The sequence below is a fragment of the Paenibacillus salivarius genome (genome assembly GCF_051307165.1).
Taxonomy (GTDB): Bacteria; Bacillota; Bacilli; order Paenibacillales; family Paenibacillaceae; genus Fontibacillus.
In genome coordinates, this window is record NZ_CP195592.1 from 3501134 (window position 1) to 3514166 (window position 13033).

General features: G+C 51.1%; 10 protein-coding genes and 1 pseudogene. 5 read left to right on the top strand and 6 right to left on the bottom strand.

Features of this window, described 5'->3' with window-relative positions:
• Positions 1 to 73: 73 nt before the first annotated feature.
• Both helD and ACSFXJ_RS16010 read right to left on the bottom strand, forming a co-directional pair.
• A complete protein-coding gene (gene helD, locus ACSFXJ_RS16005; protein WP_435921329.1) occupies positions 74 to 2419 on the bottom strand; it encodes an RNA polymerase recycling motor HelD in 2346 nt (781 codons plus the stop codon).
• Positions 2420 to 2660: 241 nt separating this feature from the next.
• Positions 2661 to 3683, bottom strand: coding sequence for an FUSC family protein (locus tag ACSFXJ_RS16010; RefSeq protein ID WP_435921330.1), 1023 nt, complete (start codon positions 3681 to 3683; stop codon positions 2661 to 2663).
• 169 nt (positions 3684 to 3852) lie between these two features.
• On the opposite strand from ACSFXJ_RS16010, the gene ACSFXJ_RS16015 reads away from it, so the two are divergent.
• A complete protein-coding gene (locus ACSFXJ_RS16015) occupies positions 3853 to 4368 on the top strand; it encodes a hypothetical protein (protein WP_435921331.1) in 516 nt (171 codons plus the stop codon).
• Between the two features lie 64 nt (positions 4369 to 4432).
• Here the strand turns inward: ACSFXJ_RS16015 and ACSFXJ_RS16020 are convergent, their stop codons facing one another.
• A complete protein-coding gene (locus ACSFXJ_RS16020; protein WP_435925783.1) occupies positions 4433 to 5494 on the bottom strand; it encodes an AI-2E family transporter in 1062 nt (353 codons plus the stop codon).
• A 503-nt stretch (positions 5495 to 5997) separates the two neighbouring features.
• Here ACSFXJ_RS16020 and ACSFXJ_RS16025 point away from each other — a divergent pair.
• A pseudogene (locus ACSFXJ_RS16025) lies at positions 5998 to 6849 on the top strand (bifunctional 3-deoxy-7-phosphoheptulonate synthase/chorismate mutase); the annotation flags it as partial.
• A 19-nt stretch (positions 6850 to 6868) separates the two neighbouring features.
• Here the strand turns inward: ACSFXJ_RS16025 and ACSFXJ_RS16030 are convergent.
• Positions 6869 to 7951: a lactonase family protein gene (locus ACSFXJ_RS16030; RefSeq protein ID WP_435921332.1), complete on the bottom strand. Its 1083-nt coding sequence runs from the start codon at positions 7949 to 7951 to the stop codon at positions 6869 to 6871.
• Between the two features lie 150 nt (positions 7952 to 8101).
• Between ACSFXJ_RS16030 and ACSFXJ_RS16035 the strand changes: the two genes are divergently transcribed.
• Complete coding sequence (locus tag ACSFXJ_RS16035) at positions 8102 to 8464, top strand: LytTR family transcriptional regulator DNA-binding domain-containing protein (protein ID WP_435921333.1); 363 nt, start codon at positions 8102 to 8104, stop codon at positions 8462 to 8464.
• A 75-nt stretch (positions 8465 to 8539) separates the two neighbouring features.
• Here ACSFXJ_RS16035 and ACSFXJ_RS16040 read toward each other — a convergent pair whose 3' ends face one another.
• Positions 8540 to 9535, bottom strand: coding sequence for an aldose 1-epimerase (locus ACSFXJ_RS16040; RefSeq protein ID WP_435921334.1), 996 nt, complete (start codon positions 9533 to 9535; stop codon positions 8540 to 8542).
• Positions 9536 to 9640: 105 nt separating this feature from the next.
• The gene (locus ACSFXJ_RS16045) at positions 9641 to 10885 is read right to left on the bottom strand and encodes an MFS transporter (RefSeq protein ID WP_435921335.1); all 1245 of its coding nucleotides are present in this window, start codon (positions 10883 to 10885) and stop codon (positions 9641 to 9643) included.
• 149 nt (positions 10886 to 11034) lie between these two features.
• Between ACSFXJ_RS16045 and ACSFXJ_RS16050 the strand changes: the two genes are divergently transcribed.
• Positions 11035 to 11949: a C40 family peptidase gene (locus ACSFXJ_RS16050; RefSeq protein ID WP_435921336.1), complete on the top strand. Its 915-nt coding sequence runs from the start codon at positions 11035 to 11037 to the stop codon at positions 11947 to 11949.
• 192 nt (positions 11950 to 12141) lie between these two features.
• On the top strand, positions 12142 to 13032 hold the full coding sequence (locus tag ACSFXJ_RS16055) for a molecular chaperone DnaJ (RefSeq protein ID WP_435921337.1): 891 nt from the start codon (positions 12142 to 12144) through the stop codon (positions 13030 to 13032).
• The last annotated feature ends 1 nt before the right edge of the window (position 13033 follow it).

The following is a 13033-nucleotide window of genomic DNA, read 5'->3' on the forward strand; positions in this document are numbered from 1 at the left end:
CCCTTCAATATCGTAGCAATCGCAATGTAATATTGAGTAGTTTGGTTGGAATTCCGAAAAATATACCCACGCCTCAGAAAGTCTGAATGTACGCGTCTTTCCCGGCCTCACGGATAAACCGGCTGGGCTCCCCGAGGGAATAAATGTGCAGCAGGTGCATCGCCCGCGTACATGCGGTATAGAATAATTTTCTCTCCGTCTCCCGCGTATATTTCCGGTCCGAACCGTCGTAGATCAGCACCGCGTCGAACTCGACTCCTTTGGCCAAGTATGCCGGAATAATGTGGATCCCTTTTTCAAACGACAACGTCGTTTTCTTGATCAGTTTGACCGGCAGGACCCCGGAGAGTTCGTTGTACGCTTCCAGGCTTTCCGCCGCGGTTTTGCAGATTACCGCAATCGTTTCGTAGCCTTCCGACCGAAGCGCTCCGATATCTTCGCGAAGCCGGCCATGCAGGTCGGCAATGCCCGATACCGTGATCACTTCGGGTTTCTCCCCCGGCCGGTTAAACGGAACAATCGCCTCCCCCCCGGGGATCATGGCGCGGGTAAATTCCACGATCTCGCGGGTTGACCGATAGCTCTGCACAAGTTGAATGAGCTCGCTTTGGCCCTCCCCGTAAAGATCGGCGAGCACATTGGATTGCTGAAGAACCGAAGCGTGCGCATAAATCGCCTGGTTCAAATCCCCAAGCGCCGTCATCCGCGCACGCGGAAACAATCGTTTCAGGAAGTTAAGCTGGAATGGCGAGTAATCTTGGGCTTCATCGATAATGACGTGGCGAATCGCCGTATTCGACCTGAATCCCATGACCAGCTCTTTGAGATAAAGGAACGGAGTCGCGTCTTCATAAAAGAGCTCACCATCTCCGATTTTTTCAAGCGTTTGTCCGCAAATGGCATCCCAGTGTTCCGGCAGCTCGCTGCCGCCGATTTCCGAAATCAGCGCAGGCTCCCGAAACAATTGGGCATACAGCTTGGTCACATCGATAAAACGGAGGGACTTCACCCATTTCCGCAACGGCTTCAGCCGGTCGCTGACGACCATTTTGGCCAAAATTGTTTTTTCCACCTCATAATCGCTGAACGAATCATGTCTCCGCTGCTGGTTTCGCCGCATCCGCTGATAGGCCCGCTGGTAGTCTTCCGTATCAAGCAATTGAATTTGCTCCTCCACCCAGGGTTCATTCAGTTCCCGCTTGCCGAAGGCGGCGATTTCCTTAAGCAGCCATTCCTTCAGCAACTCGCAGCGGTTCGCCAGCCGGATGCCCGGATCATAGCCGTAGAACATTCCGGCAATCGCCTCCGCCGAGACAACCTCCTTGCCCTGAAAACGGACCGGCTTGAATTTCATGTGGTTGCGTTCGAGTACGGTTTTGTAACGGTTGATTACATCCAGGAACAAAGAAGATGATTTGTAACGGATGCCGCCGATCCGCGCGCTGTACGCCTCATCTTCTTTTTCGGAAAGCACGTATTCCATTTGGATAAAAGGATCCTCAAGCTGGAATTCCCGGCCCAGGCGATGCTCCAAATATTCCTGAAACGTCGTTTGCAGCATATTTTCCTCGCCAAGCTCCGGAAGAACGGTCGATACATAGCTGTTAAACATCGGATTTGGCGAAAATAAAATCATTTGATCGGCCTGCAGCGTTTCGCGGTGTTTGTAGAGCAGGTAGGCGACCCGCTGAAGGGCCGCCGACGTTTTGCCGCTGCCTGCCGCTCCCTGCACGATCAGCATTCGGCTTTTGTCGTTGCGGATAATCCGGTTTTGCTCTTTTTGAATCGTGGCCACGATACTTTTCATTTGCGCATCCGAGCTGCGGCTGAGCACTTGCTGGAGAAGCTCATCCCCGATCGTTACGCCTGTGTCGAACATCACTTTGATTTCGCGGTCGCGGATGACGAACTGCCGCTTCAACGACATCGTGCCCTCGATCGTTCCCGACGGGGTTTGGTAGGAAGCCGGTCCCGGAACACTATCGTAATATAAATTCGAAATAGGGGCGCGCCAGTCATAAATCAGGAAGTTCTCATCCCGTTCGTCCAGTAGGGAGGCGATCCCCAGATAAATGGCTTCCGGACTTTCACCGTTCTCGGCGAAATCGATCCGGCCGAAATACGGCGATTGCTTCAGCCGTTTCATCTTGCCAAGGGCGGCAAAGGCGTGCTGATGGCTTTTTTCGCGTTCCGACAACACTTGCGATTGCTGGCGCAAGCTTGTTGACGTTTCCCCGACATCGTCGGCTTCGCTGAAATTGACGGTGACTTCATCCCAAAATTCTTTGCGCATCGAGACGACATCCTCGCGCACGTTTCCGACTTCCCCCTCGAGCCGGGATATGTTGGCCTCGATCCGGTTCGCCACAACCTCGACCCGCCGTTGTTCCTCCTGCCAGGCATGATCCGTTCCGTTCAAATTGATCGCTCCTCTTGTTAAACTATATGTGGGCCATCCCAGTTAAACAGTACCTATTGACACCAATCAAGTTATGTGATATAATTCGATCAGGATATTTATGTTTAACTTCATTTTTACAGTCCATCTTCTATTGTATCCATTTTATGCGATGATTTCAATATTCTGATCTCTTTTTTAAATCAAGGGGTGTCCGATGCAGGCTTCTGCCGTATCGGACACCCCTTTCATATGTTCTACTTCATTCTTCCCCGGGAGCATGGCTGTGATCCGCCAACCGGTTCAGCCGCTCCAACTGATGCCCGTATTCGTACATTTCCGCCGATACGATCGACAGCCTGAGCACCCCTTCGCGCTGCAGCGCATAGCGGTCCAGCATTTCCCGCAAAAATTCGTCGTTCTCCTGTTCGAATTGGCTGGATTCCAGCACGTTCGGCTTCAATTTATCGTCGAACTTCAACATGATATGCTCGTGAAATTTCGTGAGCTTTTCAAGATGCTGGTCAAAAACGTGATTCAGCTCGGGCGTGCGGTTTGCCTGGAAATAATGCTGCTCCACCGCATCCAGCACTTCGTATCCCTTGCGAAGCGTTCTCAGCATCTGTTTGTAAACGACGATTTGCCTCGCATCGCTGAACTTCGGCGTCTTCAGTTTCTTTTGATCCTCTTCCATCAGCTTGTATTTATCGTCCAATGAATGGATCGCGTCCTCCAGCTTGCGCTTCTCCTCGCGGAATACCGTTTCCTTCATTTCATCGGAAATCGCCGTCCTTAGCAGCAATGACAATTTATCGAACGTTTCCCGGATCTGATGGATGTATTGGACTTTCGGCTTAGGCGGAAAAACAGCGACATTAATGATAAACGCGGAAATAATGCCTATCAAGCTGAGACCGAACCGGTTAAGCGCAAATTCCCACTGCCCTGAAGCCTCCATGACGGAGACGACGGTAACCAGCGTAATGCCGATCGTATCCCCCATTTTTAATTTAAGACAAATCATAATAACCAGGATACATACGAGCCCTACCGCGATAGGTTCGTTCGAGAACAGCATCCCTCCGATCATCGCCAAAACGGCGCCCAAGGTGTTTGTCTGAAGTTGATCCATCAAATATCTCCATGACCGGTAAATCGTCGGCTGCATCGCAAAGATGGAAGCTACGGCGGCGATGACCGGCGGAGACAGTTCAAGCCAACTCGTTGCATAAAGAGCCAGCACGACGGCTAGTCCCGTTTTGAGCATTCTGGCGCCAAACGTCACGTCGAATTCCTCCTGATTGTTCGCTATATAAGTTGCATGATTAAACAAGATGCGGGGCATGGTTCCTATGATCATTTTTTACCCGTTACTGAAATGATTCCGCTCATTTTGTCAACAATATAGGAATGTAAGGCCCAAATTATTCTAAACGAAGAGGTGGAAAAAGTCTATGAATCAGCTGAAAGGCCTTGCTGCCGGCGGGCTTGCTTTGATGCTCGCCCTGGCTCCCGCCGTAACGGGTTCCGTATTCGCGAAAACTCCCGAGGGTGTCCGGCAAATGACGGAAACGACGGAGCCCGGCCAGTCCCATGAGAATCGCAATCACCCTCCGTTACGTCACTTCCGCGGGGGCCATATCGTTAAAGATACGGCAGACCTGCTTGGCATGGAGCCAAAAATCATTGTGGAACAGTTGAAAAAGGGAAAGACCCTGCTTCAAATTGTTCAGGAAGCCAAAGGTTGGAGTGAAGGAGAATACATCAAGAAATTAACCGAAACGGCATCCGCCAATATCGACAAAGCCGTCGCGGAGGGTAAAATCGACAGCGAGAAGGCCGCCAAAATCAAAGCTTCCTTGCCCGATAGATTGAAGGTGATCATCCACCGCACCTGGAAACAGGAAAAGCCCGGACACCCGGCGATGGACCAACCGCATAACCAGATCCATTGGCTGCATCAGCATTAAACAAAAAAGGGGTAACCGATAGTAGTTGACGACTACCGGCTCCCCTTTTTTCAGTAATACGAGGTTATTCCTCGTTCACGGCCATCTTTGCTTTCCGCTTGCCCCCACTGACGGGGACCTCCAAAATATCGAGCAAAAACATGAAGATCGGCACGCCCACGATCAATCCCCATACGCCGAAGAAATGCTCCGAGACGAGCAAGATCAGGAAGGTATAAAAAATAGGCAGATGCGTTTTGTCGGACATGAACTTCGGGTTGAGAAAATAGGTTTCCACCGCATGTACCACGGCAATCATCACCAGGACGTAAACGATTTTGACGAGTCCGCCGATTTTGAAGGCGATCGCGCACAGCGGGATCAAGGATATAATGACGCCCATGACCGGAATCAGGCCAAGCAGGAATATCATGATCGCGAGGGCGATCAAATTCGGAAACCCGAACAGCCACAGGAAAAGCGTCGACAACACCGAGTTGACCAGTGCAATCAAAAATTGAACCTCGATCACTTTGCCGAAGGAATGTACGAATTTTTTGCCGAAGTATTCCAATTCCACAAACAGGACGGATGCCCGGCTTGCCTTGAATTTCGCGGTGAAATTCGTGACCTTTTCTTTCTCCAGCAGGAAGAACAAGCTGAGGACGATCGCCACGAACAAATTCAGGCTCCACTTGCCGATATCGGAAATCGTGCCGAGAAGGAACGTAAATCCGCCTTCAATGTAGGTAGTAAGGTCAATATCTTTGAGGGAATCGACCAGGAAGTTCCAAACGAGATTATCCGGCAAATCGGAAGGCGGGTTGTCGTAAAACGAGATCACCTGGTTCACAAGATCGGTCAACTCGGCGATAAAAACGGGAAGATAGTAATATATTGCGTAAACCAAAAGCGAAATCATGACGGCGTAGATCAGAAGGATCGTTATTTTTCGGTTGATTCGGACGAACCGTTCCACATTGCGCGTAATGAAATTGTGCAGCCGATTGATGAGATAGGTCAAAATAAACGTAATCAGGATCATGTTCAACATGCTGCGGGAATAGTACAAAACGAGAATGACAAACAATAAAGCCAAAACTCTTCTCACACCGGGTATTTGAAACAACTCTTTAAAAAACGTCATCATCGGCAACCTGCTCTCTCTTTAAACTTACATTACAACTCCTATGTGTTAATCTTAAGCGAGCATAGGCGCCAAAAGCAAGCAGCCAGGCTCGGACATTTTCGCGTTGGAACGAAAAAATAACTCATCCCGGCTTTAAAGCAATGAAGCTTCACAGTTGCCTCGCTGGCCTGCAACGCCTTGCTATTTCAAAATGTGCGGCATATAATCTCGAATTAATTACGTAATGTACATGCGAAATGACGATGACGGAGAAAAGTAAGCGGATGCGTCCGAACAGGGACGGTGGTGCCGGTAGACTGAGAGCACACCGATGGAGCCGTACCGCCGAAGTTCGCTCCCGAGTCGATTCCTGAACCTTTTTTTATAAAAGCTGTAGGGAAATCCGGCCGCACACCGTTATCCGTGCCTAAAGCCGAGAAACCGAGAAGGTTGTCTAACAAGGGTGGTACCGCGGAGTAATCCGTCCCTTGATTAGGCAGCCTTTTTACGTTATCCGGGAAAAAGAACATATCAAAAGGAGTGGTACCATGAGCCAAACCGTTCAGAAAAAAGAGCTGATTGTCAGCCGGAAAACCAAATCCGAGGATACCGTCATCGAGGCCAAAAACGCCGTCATCGGCGGAACCGCCCAGGTAATGATTGCGGGGCCCTGCTCTGTCGAATCCTACGAGCAGCTGCGAACCGTTGCGTCGGCTTTGAAAGAATCGGGAATCAAGGTCATGCGAGGAGGTGCGTTTAAACCGAGAACATCACCGTACGAATTCCAGGGGCTTGGAATCGACGGCTTGCGGATGCTCAAAGAAGTCGCCGACGAATTCGGACTCGCGACGATCAGCGAGATCGTTCATCCCGGCCATATCGAACTTGCGGAGCAATACATCGACATCATCCAAATCGGAGCCAGGAATATGCAAAATTTCGAGCTGTTGAAAGCTGCGGGAGGCGCCAATATTCCGGTCCTGCTGAAACGTGGCATCGCCGCCACGCTGGAGGAATTCGTATATGCGGCGGAATATATCGCGGTAAGCGGAAATACCAGAGTGATGCTGATCGAGCGCGGGATTCGCACCTATGAAAAGTGGACGAGAAACACCCTGGATATTACCGCCATACCGCTTTTAAAACAGGAAACGCATCTGCCCGTCCTGGTGGACGTTAGCCATTCCACCGGCCGTAAAGACATTTTGCTGCCGTGCGCCAAAGCCGCGCTGGCCGCCGGAGCCGACGGCATTATGGTCGAAGTCCATCCTGATCCGCCGAACGCCTTGTCGGATGCCGCGCAGCAGCTTACGATTCCTGAATTCGAAACCCTCTGGAGAGGAATCCGGGATTCCGGACTGTTTACGGTTTAATCGAAGAAAACACAGTAGCTTACAGCCATACCGGCTGAACGCATACCGGCTTGGATACTTCGGCCGTATGACCCGTGAATTGCCACTTCCCGCTTTCTTTGTCGATGCGGAACAAAACGAGATTGTTCGAATCCCGGTTGGCGACGATCGCGTATTCTCCGTCGGGAGTCAACGCGAAATGGCGCGGATGTCCGCCTTCGGTTGAAACAAAGTCCATCTTTGTCAGCTTTCCGGTTTCCTGATCGATGCGGAATTGAACGATGCTGTCATGCCCCCGGTTCGACCCGTAAAGATAACGGCCGTCTTTGGAGACGGCGATCTCGGCGGTCGTATTCTCGCCGTCGAATCCGTCCGGCAGGGTCGAGAGCGTATCTATGGCCGTTAAACTTCCGCTTTCGGCATCGAAGGCGTAAGCCGTGACCGAGTTGCCGACTTCGTTGATCGTATACGCAAAGCGCCCGCCCGGATGAAAAGCGAGGTGCCGCGGTCCGGAGGCCGGAGGCGTTGAGGCGTCGCTTTGGGGAATAACGGCACCGGCCGCTTCATCGAGCGCATACGTCCGTACCAGATCAAGACCCAGATCCGCGACCAGCATATACCGGTTGTCCGGCGTAAACCAGGCGGAGTGAGGGTGCGGCCGGTCCTGTCTTGCAGGGTCCGCCCCGTGCCCTTCATGCTGCCTTTCATCCGTCAACCCGGCGGGCATCCCGTCTTCGGCTAACCGGATCAGTCCTACATTGCCTCCGTGATAGCCGGAAACCGCCAGAAACTTGCCGCGACGATCCCTTTGAATATGCGAAGTCGAAGGCTGGATCGTGGTTACCCGCTTCTTCTCCGCTAATTTCCCGGTTGCCGGCTCGATCGAAAAAGCGACCACTTCGCCGGTTCGGTCCCCCGCGTCGGTTTTCCCTTCCGAGATCGCGTAGAGCAATGCCTTTTCAGGATCGACATTAATAAACGTCGGATTTTTCATCCCTCCGGCGGCATCCAGGCGACGGAAATTTCCCGCAGCCGTATCTAGCTCATATACATATACTCCAGGGTCCGACGCTTCGGCGTAAGAACCGACGAATAGCAGTAAACGTTGTTTGGTTTCGGACAAAGTGAAAGCCTCCTTACTTTTATATGTAATCATCGAATCCTTTATATTCTTCCGCAATTTGTTCAAAAAGTCCAGCACCTCTACACAAATGCGTAAAAATATGGTATACTGCAAGCGCTTCCACAACATCTTCTAAAGGGGGAATTTGGAATGATGAATGTCGGACCGGAAGAAAAGGACGTGTATGCGGATCTTAATCCGCACGACACCTATTTCTTCAAAATCGGAGCCCACGGGCTCGTGTGTTTTCACGGCAGAAATTACAGTATAAAACAGAGACTCTCTGCCGAGCAAACCTCCAAACTCATATCGGACTCCTCTTTTTACCGGATCAGCACCAACTGTTATGTCAATCTGTTCAAAATCTCGGAAATCCGGGACAATGTCGTCCTGTTCCGCGATGAGACGCACGGGATCAAGACGATTCACGTGCCGAGACGTAATCTGGAACAGATCAAACGACTCCTGCCCGTATCGAACCGCCGGACTCCGGATGTCGATCAGGTCGTCTAGCCTTCGCGGCACAAAAAAAGCAGCCCGTCCGTCAGCGGATCGGGGCTGCTTTTTTTGTGCGTTGCATGACGTTATTTATGCTTTCAAATAAAGGCGCGCGGTTTCCTCCCAGACTTCGCCCGGCTCAAGGCTGAACAAGCCGATTTGCTCCGCAGGCAGATCCACTTTCGGCGCGTTGACGAGATTGATTTGCGGTTCCGGGCAGAAAAATCCTTCCGTCGCTCCATTGTTCCAAATCATCCATTGCTTGTACGATGTTCCCACGTCATAGACCAAGGTAACACCGAGTTTCGTATCGGTAAGCTCCATCCGGTTTCTGCCGTTTTGCGGGACGGCCGTATAATGGTTATCCATCGGTCCGAAGAACGGGTTCACTCCCCCGTCCCGAAGCTGCTTCTCTTCATCGGTCAGCGGCTGGAACGAGCCGGTGGGCAGCATGCGTTCATTCAATTCCCAACGCTCCCCGATGGTCGCCTTCACTTTATAATCCGCCGCTGCGCTGCCTTCGGCGAAAGGAGCATTGACCGCCGTATGGAATGCCAGCAGGCAAGGCATTTCCTTGTCCCCGTCATTGCGGACGAACAAATGCTGCGAAAGACCGTTCTCGCCAAGTTTGTAAGTCAGTCTTACCGTATAACGGAAAGGCAAGTATTTATATGAATCATGCTGCTCATTCACGGTGATTTTTACGGTTACATAGCTTTCTTGCTCCGTATTCCCGAATTCTTCCACCTGCCAAGGGGCCGTGTGCAGAAAACCGTGAAGGTGGTTGCCCGTCGCCGGTTCATTGACCGGAAAACGGTATTCTTCCCCTTTCCAAGGAAACACCCCGTCTTCATAGCGGTTCGGCGGAAACAGCACCGGAATGCCGTAAATGCCCGGGTTCGCTTTAAAATCCTCGATTCCTCCCTCCGCCGGTTCGCGCAGGAAACGGTAACCGTTTTCGGTATCGCGGAAAGCGATCAGGTTCCCGCCGACGCCCGGAATCAAAATCGCCTCATATTTTCCGGCTTGCAAAAATACCGCCGGTTCCCCTTGAAAGGTTCCTTCGAATGCTTTCAATAATGTCATTTGTTATAATCTCCCTTCAAGCGCTAATCATCGCTCAACTCTGGTATGGATTATACCAAAACGGCGTTCCAAAAGTCACCATCCCAAGTCACGTTATTACAATCTTCATTCGTCCCGCAAAATCCGGCGCCCCAGCGTCATCGCCAATGCGACCATAAGCAAGCCTACCGCCAATTGCATTCCGAACACCTGGGACCATTTCGGCCATGGTTCGATCCATTCGTACATTTTCCCGCCGATCAGCGGACCAAAGAAGCAAGCCACCCCCGTTATCGCCGAATACATCGCCATATACATCGGCCGCTCCGCCTTCGGGGTATCCCCGATCATGAAATTGAACGCGAGCTGGTTGAACCCCCCGATTCCGATTCCCAAAATTGCATGGGCCAGGAACAAAACAGGCAGCATCGGTATAAACGAGAGCAGCCCCCAGGCCAAAATCGCAGCGGCGATCATCGGCATCGTGCTCAAAAGCAGGCGCCGGTTGCTAAACCGGGCGTTCAGGCTGCCCCAGACATAGAAGCTCGCCATCATACATAAGGTTTGCGTGACGTTAAGGAGCGAGATCGTCTGGTAGTTAATGTTTAGAAGCTCCAGCATGACATAGGAATACATGGGAACGACAAGGTATTGCAGAAACATGAAGCCTGCGATAAAGCCCGTCGATTTCATGAACGATTTGTCCAGTAGGGGCTTTCGCAGCATCGGCATGAACTTGTTTTCTTCCGAACGCTCGAACGGGAGGTCCGGATAGAAGAAAAACATCACGATATTCCCCAAAATGCAAATCCATGCCGCGATATATAAATAGAGGAAGCCTTGCCCGCCCGGATAATGGTCGAGCATGACCCCGCCCATATACATAAACAAGGTCCCCAGAGCATTGATGATCGTGTTCCGGATGCCGAAATAACGTCCCCTGACCCTTGCGGGAACCAGATCGCTGATCAGCGAATTCCAGAGCATCGCCACAAACGTGTTGAATAAGAAAGCGGTAATATAGAAAACGAGAAATGCCGTTACCCAATAGCGCTCAGGAAACAAAAACGGCACCAGCCCCGTGGCCCCCCACAAGATGCGCTGAATGGTTCCGAACGCGACGAACGCCCATTTTCGGCTGCGTATTTTTTGAATGTAAAAGGCAACGAACAACTGCCCGATATTAACGAATGTCGTTATGGCCAATATAAATCCGAGTTGACCCGAAGTCGCCCCCAAATATAACACAAACCCCGTAAGAAACTGTCCTTGCAGCAATGTCTGGAAAATTACGGAGGGCACTCCCTCCCACGTAGCGATCGACAGATTTCTGCGATGCGTCGACGTTTTACGGTGTGTGCTCTGCTTCATGCTCAAGCCGCCCCACATGCTGATGTTGACACACTCCTTCAGTTGATGTTCAAACCTTCAAAACAAACGTATTCGTTTGCATATAAAAAACTCAAATTCAACATACTTCAACATATCCTTAACTTACATGATAGGAGTGCAACTTGAACATGCGCAGCATCACCATCGACATGAACAAGATGACCAGACTTATGCTATCGGGAGTCCTGTTATTGGCTTGTACAGCCTGCGGTTCTCATTCGAACGGGCCTTCCGCAAAGTCAACGCCGCAGGCGGGCAAGCATCCGATCCTCCGTTCGGATCAAGGAGGCGCTCCGGCAGACACCGATTGGATCCCCCTTTCCAAGGCCGCCGAATCGCTCGGTTTACGCCTGGAAGAGACGGACTCGGCTGCCTTATTAGGGTTTACCGATGTGATGTTCCAGGTTGAACCGAGTCAGCGTTCGGCGGTTTCCTTCGGTAAACAAATTTCGTTGTCCCAGCCGCCGATCCGCCAGAACGGCAAGATTCATATGACCTCCGAGGCGCTTGGAGACCTTCTGCAAACGAATGTCCGTTATGATCGCGCCACGGGAAAACTGCGGATCGATTCGCTGGCGAACAACGGCTTAGGCCGGGATCGGAATAAAATTAAGCAACCCAGCTATAAGCGCATGAACATTCTCAGCATACCCGCCAACCGGAGTGAGCTTGTTTCCTACGCAAGACAATATCTGGGAGTCCGTTATGTGTTCGGTGCGGCACCTTACGAGCAGTCCAGAGCTTTTGACTGTTCCTCGTTCACCCAACACGTTTTCAAAAAATACGGAATCAGCCTTCCCCGTCTGGCGAGAGATCAGGCTGAGCGCGGCCACCCGGTGTCCAGATCCGATTTGCAGGTCGGAGACCTCGTCTTTTTCTCGGTTCCGGGAAGGTTTGAAACCGATCGAATTCCCGGCCATGTCGGCATTTACATCGGCGATGGCAAAATCATTCATACCTGGGGGGAACCGGGGGTACAAATCAGCGACGTCGACAGCGGTTACTGGAAAGATAAGATTCTGTCCATGCGCCGGGTCCAATAAGAAGGTTTTTAGGCCTAAAACCTATATTCGCCAAGGGATGAGCGTCATTCCTTGGCGATTTATGTTCTCCGTTTCCGGCAGGCAGTCTATCGGATTTCCTTTCGCTTCAAATACAAAGTATAATAAATGCTAGAACCGCTTTCCATATAAAATCTAGTACAAATGTGCACACGGAATTAGAGGAGATTACCGATGGACGAATTGAAAAAAGCTTACGAAACTCTCGGGCTTTCCGAGAACGCTTCCAGAGAGGAAGTTGAGAAAGAATTCGAACGATTGCTCCGCAGATCCCGTTCGAAGCAATCCGACAGCGATGAGTACGAGCAAAAGCTGAAGGCTTACAAAACGATCGTCGAATATGAAGGACGCAGCAAGATCGACGAAATGAGCCGGGAGCGCTTCGGAAAATGGGGGAAATTTGCCGGCACCGCCGAAAAGGTCGACGATTTTTTCCGCATTAACAAGGGCCGGATCATCTTCGGAATGATCGCCGTCATCGTCGTGATTGCCGGAACGGTGGCATTCATGAATCACCGTGAGGAGCAAAAACGGCTAGCGGCCCTTCCTCCGGTGGATTTGTCGATCATGTTCCTCGGCAACTATACGTCGGATCAAGAAAAAGGCGGCGACGAAGGGCTTGAACAAGCGATGACCCAGCAGATTCCTGAATGGAAACGGCTGGAGGTAACCGTTACCTACCTTCCGCCCCTTGGCGAAACGTCGACCACATATGATATGGCTTTCATGCAAAAAGCGTCGGCCGTCGTTGCGACGGAGAAACCCGATGTTTACATTTTGGACAAGAACTCCTTTGAATGGATCGGCGGAAGCGATATTTTGGAAAGCCTGGATGAAGAAGTGGAACAAGAGCTGAAGCCCCTGGTGGATGACAGCTTGCTCATCAAAGGCACGACGGAGGACAATCCCGAAGAGCATATTTACGGCATCAAGGTTTCCGATACCGAACTTGCAAAGCAGCTGCCTCTCTTCATGGAGGATATGTTTATCACCATACGGCTCGATTCGGATAACAAAGACAAAGCGGTTCATTTAATAAAACGTTATCTGGAGTCAAAAAAATAAT